The organism is Actinosynnema sp. NPDC050801 (assembly GCF_040673975.1).
In the GTDB taxonomy this organism is placed as follows: Bacteria; Actinomycetota; Actinomycetes; order Mycobacteriales; family Pseudonocardiaceae; genus Actinosynnema.
This window is the reverse complement of the sequence record NZ_JBFAQZ010000029.1, coordinates 18,704-33,796: the sequence shown is the minus strand read 5'-3', so window position 1 is coordinate 33,796 and position 15,093 is coordinate 18,704. Positions and strand designations below refer to the sequence as shown.

Below are 15,093 nucleotides of genomic sequence, written 5' to 3'. Positions count from 1 at the left end.
CCTTCCCCCAGACCGCGCGACGAACACGGAGCCTCATGAAACTCGGGTTGCAACTCACCCAGCGGGCCGACACCGGGCACGCCCGCGACGTCGCCGCACAGGCACGACGTGCCGAGGAGATCGGTTACCACAGCCTGTGGGCCTACGAGCGCGTGCTGTTCCCGCAGGAGCCCGCCGACGGCATGTACGGCCTGCCGGGCCTGCCGTGGGATCCCTACTACGAGTACTGCGCGGATCCGTTGACCGTGCTGACCCTGGCCGCCGCGCACACCGACCGCGTCAGCCTGGGCACGGGTCTGCTGGTCGGACCGCTGCGCGGCGGGCTGCACCTGGCCCGCGCGCTGGCCACGCTCGACGTCGCCACCGGCGGCGGACGGGTGGTGGCCGGTCTCGGCGCCGGCTGGTCGAGCGACGAGTACCGGGCCGCCGGCGTCGACTTCACCACCCGGGGTCGGACCCTGGACGAGCTGACCGACTCGCTGCGCGCCCTGTGGGGGCCGAACCCGGTCAACTACCAGAACAGCACCATCACGATCACCGACGCCGCGGTGAACCCGAAGCCCGTCGACCGGATCCCGGTCATGTTCGGCGGCGCCTCGGAGGCCGCCTTCCGCCGGGTGGCCCGCAAGGGTGACGGCTGGATCCCGGTGGGCGTCACCGGGGAGGTGCTCGCCGCCGGGTGGCGCCGCGTCACCGAGCTGACCGAGGCCGAGGGCCGCGACCCGGCCGAACTCCGCCTCGTCCTGGCCGCGATCGTCTACCTCTCCCCCACCCCGGCCGGACCGGACCGGATGCCCTTCCAGGGCAGCCTCGACCAGGTGCTGGACGACCTGGCGCAGGCCGCGAAGGCGGGCGCCCACGAGGTGACCCTCTCGCTGGACCGGGGCCCGGAGGGCGCGACCGCGTTCACCGACCGGGCCGAGGAGCTGTACGAGGCGGTCCGGGCCGCCGGGCTGCTCGACTGACCACGCGGTCGCCCACCTCGACCGGCGTCAGGGTTTGAGCGGCGGGCTCGGCTGGAGGCCCTCCTTGCGGCCGAGCCCGTCCAAGAGCAGCTTCAGGGTGTCGCGGGCGTTGTGCCGCGGCGCCCAGCCCAGCCGCGTGAACGCCTTCGTCGCGTCCAGCAGCGGCGCGGTGAGGGCCAGGTCGACCCAGCCGTGCGAGGTGGGTTGCAGGCGCAGGTGCCAGCTGATCCGGGCGGCGGTGCGCAGGGCCGCCGGCGGGATCGGCACGTGCCGCGCGCCCATCACCTCGGCCAGCACCTGCGGCGTCACGACGGGGTCCGAGACCAGGTTGAACGGGCCCTCGGCCCTGGTGGTGAGGATCTTCGCCAGGGCGTCGGCCACGTCGTCGGCGTGCACGAACTGCAGCACCATCGTGCGCGGCAGCGGCAGGACCGGCAGCTTCACCTTGAACAACGCGTGCGGCACCAGCGGGCCGAGGAAGTACCGCTTGATCTCGGCGGCGGCGTCCGGCTGCAGGACCAGGCCGGGGCGCACGCGGGTGACCGCGAGGCTCGGGTGATCGCGTTCGACCTGGTCCAGCAGGTGCTCGACGGCCGCCTTGTGCCGGCTGTAGTACGAGGTGGACAGGCCGTCGGTGGGCCAGCTCTCGTCCACGGTGTGGTCCTTCGCCGCCGGCGAGTACGCGCCGACCGACGACATGTGCACCAGGTGCGGGACACCGGCGGCGACCGCGGCCGTGAACACCCGGTCGCTGCCGCCGACGTTGGTCCGGTAGAGGACGCGCTCGTCGTGGCCCGGCTGGATGCGCCACGCCAGGTGCACGACCGCGTCCGCGTCCCGGAAGACCTCGGTGAGCGGTTCCTCCGCGCCCTCGCGGCTGAGGTCGACCGTGCTCCACGGGATGTCGTAGGGCGGTTCGGCCCGGGGCGGGCGGCGCGAGACGCCGTGCGCGGTCATGCCGGGCTCGTCGGCGAGACGGCGCAGCAATGCGGTGCCCAGATTGCCGGTGGCGCCGGTGACGACGATCCTCATGGCGGTCGGGTACCCGCGCGGGCCGGGTGCGACACGGGGAGGTCGATGTGTGGCAAGCGGCCGGGTGGGGCCTGCTGGCCGGGTCAGCGCTGCTGGTGGGCGCGCTCGCCGGTTACCTGGCGCGGGTGCCGCGCGGTGTGGTGGCCGCGGTGATGGGGTTCGGCAGCGGCGTGCTGATGTCGGCGGTGTCGTTCGACCTGATCGAGGAGGCGCACGAGTCGGGCGGCCTGCTGCCGACGGCGGTCGGTGCCGCGCTCGGCGCGGTGGTCTACACGGCGGCGAACGTGGCGTTGGCCAAGCGCGGCGCGCGGCACCGCAAGCGGTCGGGCGGGTTGCAGCCGTCGGAGTCCGAGCAGAGCGGGTCGGGCTCGGCGATCGCGGTCGGCGCCCTGCTGGACGGCATCCCCGAGTCGGTGGTGATCGGGGCGAGCCTGCTCGGCGGTGGCGGAGTGAGCGCGGTGACCGTCGCGGCGGTGTTCGTCAGCAACGTGCCGGAGGGCCTGTCGTCGGCCGCCGGGATGCGCCGGGCCGGCCGGTCGCGGCGGTACGTGTTCGGCCTGTGGACCGGGATCGCGGCGATCAGCGGCCTGGCGGCGATGGCCGGGTACGGCCTGCTGGCCGACGCGCCACCCCAGTGGTTGGCCGCGATCACCGCGTTCGCCGGTGGCGCGATCCTGTCGATGGTGGCCGACACCATGATCCCCGAGGCGTTCGACGACGCCCACCTGCTGGTGGGCCTGGTGACGGTGGCGGGTTTCCTGAGCGCGTTCGCGCTGTCGCACGCCTGAGCCGCGGCCGGACCACGTCGCAGCGCCCACGCGGCCGATCGCGCCACCGGGCTGGCTGCGACGTGGTGCCCGGACGGCTCAGCCGCTCGACGGCGGCGCCGGGATCGGGGACTTCGCCAGGGCCAGGGCGACCGCGTGCAGGTTGGCGGCCATCGCCTCGCCCGTGCTCTTCGACCAGTCGTGGCCGTGGGTGGTGTCCGGGTAGTCCGGGCCGGGGCCGGGGCCCATGTTCCAGTAGGTCCACGCCTGGCCGGGGATCGTGTAGCCGATGTCCCCCAGCCCGCCGGCCACCTCGCTGATCACGTGGTGCGCGCCGTCCTCGTTGCCGGTCACCACGACGCCCGCCACGCGGTTGTACGCGACCGGACGACCCTCATCGTCCTGCTCGGAGATCATCGCGTCCATCCGCTCGATCACCCGCTGCGCGATGGACGACGGGTGCCCCACCCACGTCGGCGTGGCGATCACGAGGATCTCGGCGTCCAGCAGCTCGTCGTGGATCATGGGCCACTCGTCGCCCTCGCCGAGGTCGGTGACGACACCCGGCGGCACGTCGTGGTCCACCACCCGGAACGTCCGCACCTCCACGTCGCGCTCCTCCAGCGCCCGCGCGACGACGTCGGCCAACATCTGCGTGTTGGACGGGTCGGGCGACTTCTTCAACGTGCAGTTGAGCACCACGGCCCTCATCGCGGGCACCTCCGCATCCGGTCGCCAACCGCCGGGGTACCTCGGGCCCGGGCGAAAATGCGTTGCCGCCGGCGTGGGGAGGTCGCCAGGCTCGGGTCATGGTCGACATCCCGCACCGCGACGGTCGCGCCGGCATCGACGCCGGGTTGGTGAGGCGGCTGCTCGCGAGCCAGTTCCCGCGCTGGGCCGACCTGCCGGTGACGCCGGTCGAGGTCGACGGGTGGGACAACCGCACGTACCGCCTCGGTGACGACCTGACGGTGCGGCTGCCGACCGCCGAGGGCTACGCGCCCGCCGTCACCAAGGAGCACCGGTGGCTGCCGGTGCTGGCGCGGTCGTTGCCGGTCCCGGTGCCCGTGCCGCTGGCCCTGGGCGTGCCGGGCGAGGGCTACCCGTTCCACTGGTCGGTCCGGCGCTGGCTGGACGGCAGTACCGCGTCACCGGACCGCATCGAGGACATGGCGGCGTTCGCGGTGTCGATCGCCGAGTTCATCCGCGCGCTGCACCGCGTCGACGCGTCGGACGGACCGCGGGCAGGTGCGCACAGCTTCTACCGGGGCGCGTCACCGGGCCACTACGACGACGGGACGCGGCGCGCGCTCGCCGCGTTGGAAGGGCGCGTCGACACCGGTCGAGCGGCGGCCGTGTGGGAGGACGCGCTGCGCGCACCGGGCTGGTCCGGGCCGCCGGTGTGGTTCCACGGTGACATCGCGCACGGGAACCTGCTGGTCGACGGCGGGAAGTTGACCGCGGTGATCGACTTCGGCACGTCCGGGGTCGGCGACCCGGCGTGCGACCTCGTGATCGCGTGGACGATGTTCTCCGGTGCGAGCAGGCGGGCTTTCCGCGAGGCGGTCGAGCTGGACGAGGCCACGTGGACGCGGGCGCGCGGGTGGGCGCTGTGGAAGGCCCTGATCGTGCTCGCCGATGGCAACGACGGGGCACGGCACGTGATCGACGAAGTGCTCGGAGACGCGGCGTAGCGAAAGGGGGTGCCCCCGCGGCCGGAGGCACCCCCTTTCGGTCTTCGCTAGCGGTTGACCGTCAGCTCACGCGCGGAGGCGTAGCGCTCACGGACCCACGGGGTCGGGTCGGCGTCGACCGAGGTCGACGCCAGCTCCGACCAGTGCGGCGGCGCGTCCGCACCGCCGACCGCCCACGCCGCCTGCCTGGCGGCGCCGTCGGCCACGTACTCGCTCGGCGACGGCACGACCACCGGGCAGCCGAACACCGCGGGGGCGAGCCGCTGCACGGCGGGCATCCGCGCCCCGCCGCCGATCAGCAGCACCCGCGACACCGGCATGCCCAGCGCGGCCAACGCGTCGATCGCGTCGGCCAGGCTGCACAGCAGGCCCTCGACCGCGGCGCGCGCCAGGTGCGCCGGGGTCATGGTGTCCAGCCGCAGGCCGTGCAGCGCGCCGGTGGAGTCGGGCTTGTTCGGCGTGCGCTCGCCCTCCAGGTACGGCACGAACACCAGCCCGTCGGCGCCCGCGGGAGCGGTCAGGGCCAGGTCCGACAGGTCGGCCAGGTCGACCCCGAGCACGGACGACGTCGAGCTGAGCACCCGTGACGCGTTGAGGGTGCACACGAGCGGCAGGTGGCCGCCCTCCGCGTCGGCGAAGCCGTTGACGATGCCGGTGCCGTCGGCGACCGGGTTCGGCCACCGCGCGAACGCCGTGCCGGACGTGCCGATGGACACGACCACGTCACCGGGCTGCGCCTGCACGCCCAGCGCCGCCGCCGCGTTGTCGCCCGCGCCCGCGCCGAACCGGCCCGCGGCCAGTTCCGCCGGACCGAGCACCCGCGGCACCGCGACGACCTTGCCCAGCGCCAGTTCCAGCAGGTCCGGCCGGTAGTCCTCGGTGGACGGCGACCAGTAGCCCGTGCCGCTGGCGTCGCTGCGGTCGGTGGTCAGCGCGTCCAACGACGTGCTGCCCGACAGCTTCCACGTCAGCCAGTCGTGCGGCAGGCACACGGCCGCCGTGCGAGCCGCCGACTCCGGCTCGTTGGCCGCCAGCCACCGCAGCTTGGTCACGGTGAGCGAGGCGACCGGGACGCTGCCGATCGCTTCGGCCCACCGGTCCGGACCGCCGAACTCCGTGGTGAGGTCGGCCGCCGCGGCCGCGGAACGGGTGTCGTTCCACAGCAGCGCCGGCCGCACCACCTCGCCGGCGGAGTCCAGCGTCACCATGCCGTGCTGCTGCGCGGCCACCGACACGGCGGCCACGTCGTCCAGGCCGCCCGCGTCCGCGATGGCCGTCTGGAGGGCGTCCCACCACGCGGCGGGATGCACCTCGGTGCCCGTCGGGTGCGCCGCACGCCCTTGCCGCACAAGGGCGCCGGTGTCCGCGTCGCGCACCACCACCTTGCAGGACTGGGTGGACGAGTCGACGCCCGCGACGAGCGCCATCAGCGCGCGCCCAACAGGTGCTCGGTCGCCAGCTGCGCCAGGCGCACGAACCCGAAGCCGCGCTCGGCGGCCGTGGACGGGTCGAAGTCCTCGCCCTTCAGGAAGTCCGCGATCGACTCGCCCTCGGCCAGCGTCGGCTCGGCCAGCTCGTACACGCCGCTGTACTTCATCGCCTCCTGCACCTCGGGGTCGGCGCGGAACGCCGCCGCCCGCTCGCGCAGCAGCTTGTAGGTGCGCATGTTGGCCGCCGCGCTCTCCCACACGCCGTCGAGGTCCTCGGTGCGCAACGGCTTGTAGTCGAAGTGCCGCGGGCCCTCGTAGCCGCCGTGCTCCAGCAGGTCGACCAGGAAGAACGCGGACAGCAGGTCGCCCTGGCCGAACACGAAGTCCTGGTCGTAGCGCGGACCCTTCTGGCCGTTGAGGTCGATGTGGAAGAGCTTGCCCTGCCACAGCGCCTGGCCGATGCCGTGCACGAAGTTGAGGCCCGCCATCTGCTCGTGGCCGACCTCGGGGTTCACGCCGACCAGCTCGTGGTGCTCAAGGGTCGAGATGAACGCCAGGGCGTGGCCGATGGTGGGCAGCAGGATGTCGCCGCGCGGCTCGTTCGGCTTGGGCTCCAGGGCGAAGCGGAAGCCGTAGCCCTGGTCGATCGAGTACTGCGCGACCGTGTCGACGGCCTCGCGGTAGCGGTCCAGGGCGGCGTGCACGGGCTTGCCCGCGTCGACCTCGGAGCCTTCGCGGCCACCCCACATCACGATGGTCTCCGCGCCGAGCTCGGCCGCGAGCTCCAGGTTGCGCAGCACCTTCCGCAGGGCGAACCGGCGCACCGAGCGGTCGTTGCTGGTGAAGCCGCCGTCCTTGAACACCGGGTGGGTGAACAGGTTGGTGGTCACCATCGGCACGACCATGCCGGTCTCGTCCAGCGCCGCGCGGAACGCGGCGACCCGCTTGTCGACCTCGGCGGTGCTCGCGCCGAAGGGGAACAGGTCGTCGTCGTGGAACGTGATGCCCCAGGCACCGAGCTCGGAGAGCTTGCGCACCGCCAGCGGCGCGTCCAGCGCGGGACGGGTCGCGTCGCCGAACGGGTCGCGTCCCGGCCAGCCGACCGTCCACAGGCCGAAGCTGAAATTGTCCACGAGGGCACCTCCAATAAGTTTGATGCCTGAACTTATCGCACTCAGCCGCTAGGATCCAGTGGTGTCCAGACCGCAGCCCGCGAGCCAGCACACCGTGCGACGGCACAACTCCGCCCTGGTGCTCGACGCCATCGCCGAGGCCCCGGGTTCGTCCCGGGCCGCCGTGGCCGCGCGCACGGGGCTGACCAAGGCGACCGTGTCCAGCCTGGTCGACCGGATGATCGGCGCCGACCTCGTCGCCGAGGGCGAGGCGCAGGCCCGGTCCGGACCAGGGCGGCGGGGCACGGCGCTGCACCTGTCACCGACCGGGCCGCACGGGCTCGGCGTGGAGATCGGGGTCGACTACCTGGCCACGTGCCTGGTCGACCTCACCGGTCGGGTGCGGGCGCGGTGGCTGCGGCCCAGCGACAACCGATCCTCCTCCCCCGCCCGCGTGCTGGCCAAGGTCGCGACGGCGGTGCGGACGGCGGCGAAGCAGGACGTGCCGATCGGCGGGGTCGGCGTGGCCGTGCCGGGCCTGGTGGAGGTGGCGGGCGGGTCGCTGCGGGTCGCGCCGAACCTGGGCTGGCGCGAGGTGGACGTGCGGGGCGAGCTGACCCGGCGGATGACGTTGGACGTGCCGGTGCTGGTGGGCAACGAGGCGAACCTGGCCGCGTTGGCCGAGCTGTGGCACGGGGACGTGGCGGCGGACTTCCTGCACATCTCCGGTGAGATCGGCATCGGCGCGGGCATCGTGGTCGGTGGCGCGCTGTTCGAGGGCGTGTCCGGGTTCGGCGGCGAGATCGGCCACCTGTCGGTCGACCCGCGCGGGCCGCAGTGCGCCTGCGGGTCGCGGGGGTGCCTGGAGCGGTTGGCCGGGCAGGACGAGATCGTGCGCGCGGCGGGGGTCTCGGGAGTGGACGAGCTGCTGGCCGGGCTGGCCGCGGGCGACCGCACGGCCACCGCGGCGGTGCGTTCGGCGGCCCGGTGGCTGGGCGTCGCGCTGTCCGGCGCGGTCAACCTGCTGGACCTGCCGACGGTCGTCCTCGGCGGCACCTACGCACGCCTGGAACCGTGGCTCCAGGAGCCCCTGCACGCCGAGTTGGACCGCCGCGTGGTCAGCGCCGAGTGGTCGCCCGTTCGAGTGGTGGCGTCGTCGCTGGGGGCCGAGGCCGCCGTCCGTGGCGCCGCGACCACCGCCGTCCGCGCGATCCTCGCCGACCCCGACCCGTACGTGACCACCGCCCTGACCTGAACGTTCAGCTCGGGGGTCGTGAACGTAGGACACGCGCGTTCCGAACGTAGGACACGCGCGCGAGTCCTACGTCCAGGTCCCGCGAGTCGTACGTTCAGGACCCCCGAGTTCTCCGTTCAGGACGGCCAGGAGGGCGCGGTAGGTGTGAGCCGGGTCACCCTCCACCGAGGTGACCAGGTGGGGCGAACGGGTGGCGATGATCGTTTGCAGGTTGTCGTACATGGTCGAGAGCTCCGCCGGGGTGGCCTGGATGGTGTCGCGCTCGGTGAAGCGGCGGATCGCGTTCTCCCTCGAGTCGATCAGCACGACCTCGTGGTAGGTCGCACCCAGTTCGGCGGCCAGGTCGGACAGGCGGTCCAGGAACTCCGGGCGGCCGAGGAACTGGGGCACGACCACGTCGTGACCCGAGGTCAGGTGCACGCGGGCGGCGGCGATGGCGATGTCACGCGCCAGGCGGCCGGCCTCACCGAGGTCACCGGCGATCAGGTCGCGCACGCGGTCGACGTCCAGCGCCAACGTCGGCGGGTGGTCCTCCGCGTACCGGCGCGCGATGGTCGACTTGCCGCACCCGGGAGGGCCGTTCAACGCGATCAGCTGTGGCACCCCGCCCAGCCTAGCGGCGGGCGACGGCGCCCCCTGGTCACCGCCATCGAGCCCTCGACCTGCACCGGAGCACAAGGCACCCGGCAGGCGGAGCGCACACGCCCCACCTGCCCGGCCACCTCGAACCGGCGCACGCGCGAACACACTGGCGAAGTGCACCAGACCCTGTTCACCCGAATGCACGCGCCGGAAGCGGGCACGCCGCGAGCCCTCGTCTGACAGCCTGGACGGCACGTTTGTCACTGCGGACAATCGTCGAGAGACCTGCCAGGGGGTGAACCGGTGCCGCGTGGAGAGCGCCCGTTGGACGTCGGTGACAGCCTGCTGCTCAAGTTCGCCGCCGACCTGCGGTCGTTGCGGGACAGAGCGGGCGGCTACAGCTACCGGCAGTTGGGCGCGCGCGCCCACTACTCGGCGACGACGTTGTCCGACGCGGCGGGCGGGCGCAAGCTGCCCACGCTCGCGGTGACGCTGGCCTACGTGCGCGCCTGCGAGGGCGACGTGGCCGAGTGGGAGGACCGGTGGCGGCAGGTCGCCGCCGAGGTGCTGCCCAGCCCCGACCCCGACTCCGACGAGGGCCGCCACCCGCCGTACGCGGGCCTGGCCGCCTACGGCACCGAGGACGCCGAGTGGTTCTTCGGCCGTGACCACCTGCTGGACGACCTGGAGCAGCGCATCGCGCACCGCCGGTTCGTCGCGGTGTTCGGCGCGTCCGGCGCGGGCAAGTCGTCGCTGCTGCGCGCGGGCCTGGTGCCGCGGGTGACCGGGCGGGCCGTGGTCACCTCGCCCAGCGAGACCGCCGAGCCGGACCTGGACGCGGACCTGCTGATCGTCGACCAGTTCGAAGAGGTCTTCACGCTCTGGCAGGACGTCGACCAGCGCACGGCCTACGTCGACGCGCTGCTGACCGCCCGCTGCCGGGTCGTGATCGGTGTGCGTGCCGACTTCTACGGGCACTGCGCGCAGCACCCGGCACTGGTGGAGGCGCTCACCGACGGGCAGCTGCTGCTCGGGCCGATGGGTCCCGAGGAGCTGCGCCAAGTGATCATGCAGCCCGCGGTGAAGGCGTCGTGCACGGTCGAGACGGCGCTGGTGTCCCGGCTCGTCGCGGACGCCACCGGTCAGCCGGGTGTGCTGCCACTGGTGTCGCACGCGCTGCTGGAGACCTGGCGGCGGCGGCGCGGCACCACGTTGACGCTGGCCGGCTACGAGGCCGCGGGCGGCATCCAGCACGCCATCGCGCAGACCGCCGAACGCACCTACACGTCGCTGGAACGGCACCAGCGGGTGTTGGCGCGGCAGGTGTTCCTGCGGCTGACCGCGCTCGGTGACGGCACCGAGGACACCAAGCGACGGCTGCCGCGCGCCGAGCTCGACCACGACGTGGACGTGGACGTGGTGCTCGACCGGCTGGCGCACGCCCGGCTGCTCACCCTGGACCGCGACAGCGTGGAGATCGCGCACGAGGCGCTGATCCGCTCCTGGCCGCGGCTGCGCGGCTGGCTCGCCGAGGACCGCGACGGGTTGCGCACCATGCGGCAGCTCACCGAGGCCGCGGCGACCTGGAACTCGCTCGGCCGCGACCCCGACGCGCTGTACCGGGGGACGCGGCTGGACACCGCGGTCGAGTGGACGCAGCGCGACGGCGTGCGCACCAGCGCCCAGGAGCGAGACTTCCTGGCCGAGAGCCTCCAGTCCCGCGACCGGGAACGGCTGCTCGCGCACCGGCGCACCCGCAGGTTGCGCCAACTCGTGGCGCTGCTGGCCGTGCTGCTGGTGCTCGCCGGCACCGCCGTGGTGCTCGCGATCAACGCGGAGAAGGAGGCCGCGGCGGGGTGGAAGTCATCCGCGGCCTGGTACGTGGCCAACCAGTCGCAAGGCCTGCGCAGCAGCGACCCGCGGCTCGCCGACCAGCTCGCCATCGTCGTCCACGAGCTCAACCCGAACGACGAGACGCGCAACGGCGTGCTCAGCGCGAACGCGTCGGACGAGCGGGACACGGCCGTCCGGGCGGCGTTCGCGTCCTCCCAGGCCCGCAGCCCGGACGGCGTGCCGCCGACGAACACCCGGGTGATCGGACCGGCGGTCGAGACCGTGACATCGGTCGCGGTGAACGGTGCCGGCCAGGCGTTCGCCACCACGGTGGTCGAGAGGCTGGGCAAGGTCTGGGACGTCACGGACGTGACCGCCGAGGTCGTGCACACCTTCGACTTCCCGGTGGCGCGGCTGGCGTTCGACCCGGCCCGAGCCCGCACCCTGGTCACCGCGTCCGACTCCGAGGCGGTCGCGGTCTGGAACTGGTCGAACCCGGCCAACCCGGTCCAGGCCTCGATCCTGCCCGGCCACTCGCGGCCGCTCGTCGGGATCGTCTACAGCCCGGACGGGCAGCTCGTCGCGACCTACGACGTGCTGGGCGTGGTCCGGCTGTGGGACGTGTCCGACCCGGAGCGCCCGGAGCGGATCACCGCGTTGGACACCGCGTTGGACGTCACCGCCGTCGCCCTGTCGCAGGACGAGCGCCTGCTGGCGCTGGGCACCGCGAAGGGCGAGGTGCGGCTGTACGACCTGACCGACCCGTCGGCGCCGGCCGAGCTCTCGTCCACGAAGGCGCACCGGGGAGCGGTCCAGGCGCTGGGCTTCCACCGCGACCGCACCGCGCTGGCCAGCGTCGGCGTCCAGGACAAGGTGGCGCTGTGGGACGTGTCCGACCTGCGGCAGCCGGTCGAGCGCGGCCGGATCAACGGGCTCACCGAGGGCGTCTACGCGGTGGGGTTCGGCGACAACCCGACCGAGGTGGTCACGACCAGGTCGAACGGCACGACGCGGTCCTGGGAGTTCGACTTCGACAGGGCGGTGCGCGAGATGTGCGACGACGTCGAGACCCACATCACCCGCGAGGAGTGGCAGCAGTACGTCGGCGCGCTGGAGTACAACCGCCCGTGCGGTTGATCAGGCGCAGGTGATCGGGCACAGGTGATCAGGCCCGGTTGGCGGCGCGGCCGATTGGCGCAGTTGATTGGCGGGCGGGCGCCGGCGGGCCGATAATCACGCCGTGACGACGCCGCGGGACGACGACCGCACGGAAGCTCTACCCACGAGCCCGATCCCGGACGACCCGCCGGCGGTGGGTGGGCGCGGGAACGGGCCCGGCACCGTCGAGCCGGCGCCTCCGGTCGCACCACCCGGCACGCGGGACCGCACCACCGGGCAGCCGGCGAAGCTGCGTCCGACCAGGATCAGCGGCACGTGGGTCGCCGTGCTGGCATCGATCGTCGTGCTGATCGTGCTGCTGGTGTTCATCCTGCAGAACCTGACCGACGCCACGATCCACTTCCTCGGCGTGGCGGGCACGCTGCCGCTGGGCGTGGCGCTGCTGTTCGCCGCGATCGCCGGCGCGATCCTGGTGGCCCTGGTCGGCGCAGCCCGGATAATGCAGCTGCGCCGCCAGGCCAAACGAGGGCTGCGATAAATCGTCCTCAGACCGAGGAACAGGACCTACCGTTCAGCGTGAAGCCGGTGGGTGCGACGTTGCTGCCCTGCCAGCTCGCCTGGAATCCGAATTCCACCGAGCCACGCGCCGCGATGGTCCCGTTCCAGCCCTCGTTGGTCACCGAGACGGCGGCGCCGCTCTGCGACGCCTTGCCGTTCCAACTGTTGGTGATCCGCTGGCCGTTCGCGAACGACCAGCGCAGGTTCCAGCCGTTGAGCGGGCTGGTACCCGTGTTGGTGATCCTCACCGAGCCGGTGAAGCCACCTCCCCACTGGCTGACGACCTGGTACCGCACCGAGCAGCCGGGTGGCGGCTCGTCGGTGACGGTGGTCCTCGTGGTCGTCCCAGTGGTAGTCGTGGTGGTGGTCGTGGTGGTGGTCGTCGTCGTGGTGCTGGACCACGAGTCCGTGGGGTGGGTGGTGTTGGTCGAGTCGCCGCTCGGGTCGGCGACGAGGATGCCCCGGCCGTTGGTGCCCAGGTAGACCCGGCCGTAGACGTTCGGGTCGCCGGTGATGGCCTCGCCCATGTTCCCGTACTGGTGCGCGTCGTCGTTGATGCGCACCCAACCCGCGCCGAGCTCGTCGTCGGACCGGTAGACGCCGGTCTTCCCGTCGATGGTCAGCACGGCGTAGAGCGCGGGGTAGGTCTTGTTCGGCGCGGGCTTGCCGAAGCCGATGTTGACCCCCGAGGTCACCCCGCCGACGGCGGTCACCGTCCGGCCGGAGTCGGTCGAGCGGAACAGCCCGCCCTCACCGACCAGCCAGAGGTGGCCGCCGCGCGAGGGCACCGCGTGCAGCTTGCTCACGTCGGCGGTCGCGCCGGCGGTGAACGTCGCGCCGCCGTCGGTGCTGGTGTAGACGGTGTCGTTGGCCAGGCCGTAGAACTTCTTCGGGTCGACCCGGTCGGACTCGACCACGGCGCCCACCGGGATGCCGGCCGACGGCGCCCACGAGCTGCCGAAGCCCACCGAGTAGTGCACCGCCGCACCGGCCGGGCTCCACACGAACCGGCTGCCGTCGGCCGCCGCCGCGACCGTGCCGCCGCCGGTCACCCCGCCGGGCTCGCTGCCCGCGAACCAGTTCCCGCCGCCGTCGGTGGAGAACGCCACGTGCGCCGCGCCGTCGACGTTGCCGGAGCGCACGACGACCGACGGGTTCCCCTCGGCGTAGTCGAGGCTGGTGGTCGAGGTGAAGTTCGGTTGCTGGAACATCATCGACGGCACCGTCGACAGGCTCGCGTGCCGGAACCCGCCGATGTCACCGAGCGCGCTGATCAGCGGCACGCCCGCGGGCGGGCTGATCAGGTCCAGCACCGCGGTCTCCTCCAGGCCCTTCGCGGTCGGCTGGATCGTGATCTGACCGCCGTTGTCCCACTTGAGCAGGTCCGTGGTGCCGTAGACGGTCGCGCCGGTGCCGTACATCATCCGGTTGGAGTCGAACGGGTCGATCTCCAGCGACTCCACCATCCACCCCAGCTTGGGCGTGACCTCCGGCGGCTGCGGGTTCCCGCCCCAGCTCAGCCACGGCGAGTTCCGGATGTCCATGGTGTAGCGGAAGCTGCGGTTGGGGTAGCTGGTGTAGTCCCACGCCCGGGTCCACGTCGCGCCGCCGTCGGTGCTGCGGAAGATGATGATGTCCGGCCACCAGGAGATCTGGGTGGCCACCATCAACGTGTTCGGGTGCTGCCGGTCGATGGTCAGACCGCTGTAGCCGAAGTAGTCGTCCGAGCTGCTCGACGGCACCGGGCTGATCCGCGTCCACGCGCCGGTGGCGGTGTTGAACTTCCACACGTCGCCCTTGCCGCCGTCGTACGGGCCGCCGGTGTCGCTGGTGGCCAGGTAGAGGAAGCCACCCGCGGTGTCCAGCACGCCCTTGTGCGCGATGTAGCCGGTCGGCTGGCCAGCCAGCCGGGTCCACGTCGCGCCCGCGTCCGTGCTGCGGTAGACGGTGTTCTCCTTGTCGGCGACGCCGACGTAGATGGTCTTGGTGGCGCTGCCCGCCGTCGAGGACCGCGGGTCGTAGGTCACCCAGACCACGCCCTGGATGTCGCTGGAGTAGCCGCTGGTGTCGTTGGGGTCGGCGATGTAGTTGCCCGGGTTGGGGAAGCTCGCCACCTGCGCCCACGTGGCGCCGCTGTCGGTGCTGCGCCACAGGCCCTTGCCGCTGGGCGCGCCGAAGTACAGCACCCGGCCGTCGTTCGGGTCGACCGACAACCGCTCGCCCATGCCGCGGCCGGGCATGTTGCCGCCGAGCTTGAACGGCAACTCGGTGCGCTGCCACGTCTTGCCGCGGTCCGCTGAGCGCAGGATCGCGCCGTTGTGGGGATCCCAGCTGTTGGTGTACATGCCGACCGCCGCGTAGACCTTGTCGGCGTCCGTCGGGTCCGGCGCGATGCTCGCCACGCCGTTGTAGCCCCACTCGTCCCAGCCGGCCCAGTCCAGCAGCGGGATCCAGCGGCCGCCGTCCTGGTTCCACCGGTACGCGCCGCCGATGTCGGTGCGCGCGTAGATCAGGTCCTTCTCGGCCGGGCTGAACACGATGCCCGGCACGAACCCGCCGCCTTCGATCGGCACGTTGCGCCAGGAGTACGTCAGCTGGGGCACCGCGGCGGCCGAGGGCTGCGCGGCCGGGCTGGCGGCGTTCGACACCAGCAGCACACCCAGTGCGGCGACCGCTGCGGCGGTCGACGCCAGTAGCCGTCTCATGGCTGCGCTCCTTTGCGCGGTGGGGCGGTGGGGTGGGAGGA

The 15,093-nt window shown here is 72.8% G+C and carries 12 protein-coding genes; 6 read left to right on the top strand and 6 right to left on the bottom strand.

The annotated features are described in order from the left end of the window. The first annotated feature begins 35 nt into the window (after positions 1-35). Positions 36-965 carry an LLM class F420-dependent oxidoreductase gene (locus tag AB0K14_RS36550; protein ID WP_360462610.1) on the top strand — a complete coding sequence of 310 codons (930 nt, stop codon included), beginning with the start codon at positions 36-38 and terminating at the stop codon, positions 963-965. Positions 966-992: 27 nt separating this feature from the next. On the opposite strand, the gene AB0K14_RS36545 is transcribed toward AB0K14_RS36550, so the two are convergent. Continuing rightward, positions 993-1,997 (bottom strand): NAD-dependent epimerase/dehydratase family protein, encoded by a 1,005-nt coding sequence (locus tag AB0K14_RS36545; RefSeq protein WP_360462607.1) that lies wholly within the window; start codon positions 1,995-1,997, stop codon positions 993-995. Between the two features lie 47 nt (positions 1,998-2,044). On the opposite strand from AB0K14_RS36545, the gene AB0K14_RS36540 reads away from it, so the two are divergent. After that, the gene (locus AB0K14_RS36540) at positions 2,045-2,785 is read left to right on the top strand and encodes a ZIP family zinc transporter (protein ID WP_360462604.1); all 741 of its coding nucleotides are present in this window, start codon (positions 2,045-2,047) and stop codon (positions 2,783-2,785) included. 78 nt (positions 2,786-2,863) lie between these two features. On the opposite strand, the gene AB0K14_RS36535 is transcribed toward AB0K14_RS36540, so the two are convergent. Then, the gene (locus AB0K14_RS36535) at positions 2,864-3,475 is read right to left on the bottom strand and encodes a flavodoxin family protein (RefSeq protein ID WP_360462601.1); all 612 of its coding nucleotides are present in this window, start codon (positions 3,473-3,475) and stop codon (positions 2,864-2,866) included. Between the two features lie 98 nt (positions 3,476-3,573). On the opposite strand from AB0K14_RS36535, the gene AB0K14_RS36530 reads away from it, so the two are divergent. Then, positions 3,574-4,458 carry an aminoglycoside phosphotransferase family protein gene (locus AB0K14_RS36530; protein WP_360462598.1) on the top strand — a complete coding sequence of 295 codons (885 nt, stop codon included), beginning with the start codon at positions 3,574-3,576 and terminating at the stop codon, positions 4,456-4,458. Positions 4,459-4,505: 47 nt separating this feature from the next. On the opposite strand, the gene AB0K14_RS36525 is transcribed toward AB0K14_RS36530, so the two are convergent. Further along, on the bottom strand, positions 4,506-5,885 hold the full coding sequence (locus AB0K14_RS36525) for an FGGY family carbohydrate kinase (protein ID WP_360462595.1): 1,380 nt from the start codon (positions 5,883-5,885) through the stop codon (positions 4,506-4,508). Then, positions 5,885-7,021 carry a xylose isomerase gene (gene xylA / locus AB0K14_RS36520; protein WP_360462592.1) on the bottom strand — a complete coding sequence of 379 codons (1,137 nt, stop codon included), beginning with the start codon at positions 7,019-7,021 and terminating at the stop codon, positions 5,885-5,887. Before xylA ends, AB0K14_RS36525 begins: the two co-directional genes overlap by 1 nt. Before the next feature lie 61 nt (positions 7,022-7,082). On the opposite strand from xylA, the gene AB0K14_RS36515 reads away from it, so the two are divergent. After that, on the top strand, positions 7,083-8,255 hold the full coding sequence (locus AB0K14_RS36515) for an ROK family transcriptional regulator (protein WP_360462589.1): 1,173 nt from the start codon (positions 7,083-7,085) through the stop codon (positions 8,253-8,255). A gap of 66 nt (positions 8,256-8,321) precedes the next feature. Here the strand turns inward: AB0K14_RS36515 and AB0K14_RS36510 are convergent, their stop codons facing one another. Beyond that, complete coding sequence (locus AB0K14_RS36510; RefSeq protein WP_360462586.1) at positions 8,322-8,858, bottom strand: AAA family ATPase; 537 nt, start codon at positions 8,856-8,858, stop codon at positions 8,322-8,324. A gap of 282 nt (positions 8,859-9,140) precedes the next feature. On the opposite strand from AB0K14_RS36510, the gene AB0K14_RS36505 reads away from it, so the two are divergent. Beyond that, on the top strand, positions 9,141-11,807 hold the full coding sequence (locus AB0K14_RS36505; RefSeq protein WP_360462583.1) for an XRE family transcriptional regulator: 2,667 nt from the start codon (positions 9,141-9,143) through the stop codon (positions 11,805-11,807). Positions 11,808-11,910: 103 nt separating this feature from the next. After that, positions 11,911-12,327: a lipopolysaccharide assembly protein LapA domain-containing protein gene (locus tag AB0K14_RS36500; RefSeq protein ID WP_360462580.1), complete on the top strand. Its 417-nt coding sequence runs from the start codon at positions 11,911-11,913 to the stop codon at positions 12,325-12,327. A gap of 7 nt (positions 12,328-12,334) precedes the next feature. On the opposite strand, the gene AB0K14_RS36495 is transcribed toward AB0K14_RS36500, so the two are convergent. Then, positions 12,335-15,052 (bottom strand): cellulose binding domain-containing protein, encoded by a 2,718-nt coding sequence (locus tag AB0K14_RS36495; RefSeq protein ID WP_360462577.1) that lies wholly within the window; start codon positions 15,050-15,052, stop codon positions 12,335-12,337. Positions 15,053-15,093: the final 41 nt, after the last annotated feature.

What these genes read in the sequence shown, in the direction of transcription:
- AB0K14_RS36495 (WP_360462577.1), bottom strand. Translation starts at nt 15,052, where the DNA reads ATGAGACGGCTACTGGCGTCGACCGCCGCAGCGGTCGCCGCACTGGGT.
- AB0K14_RS36550 (WP_360462610.1), top strand. Translation starts at nt 36, where the DNA reads ATGAAACTCGGGTTGCAACTCACCCAGCGGGCCGACACCGGGCACGCC.
- AB0K14_RS36545 (WP_360462607.1), bottom strand. Translation starts at nt 1,997, where the DNA reads ATGAGGATCGTCGTCACCGGCGCCACCGGCAATCTGGGCACCGCATTG.
- AB0K14_RS36525 (WP_360462595.1), bottom strand. Translation starts at nt 5,885, where the DNA reads ATGGCGCTCGTCGCGGGCGTCGACTCGTCCACCCAGTCCTGCAAGGTG.
- AB0K14_RS36535 (WP_360462601.1), bottom strand. Translation starts at nt 3,475, where the DNA reads ATGAGGGCCGTGGTGCTCAACTGCACGTTGAAGAAGTCGCCCGACCCG.
- AB0K14_RS36530 (WP_360462598.1), top strand. Translation starts at nt 3,574, where the DNA reads ATGGTCGACATCCCGCACCGCGACGGTCGCGCCGGCATCGACGCCGGG.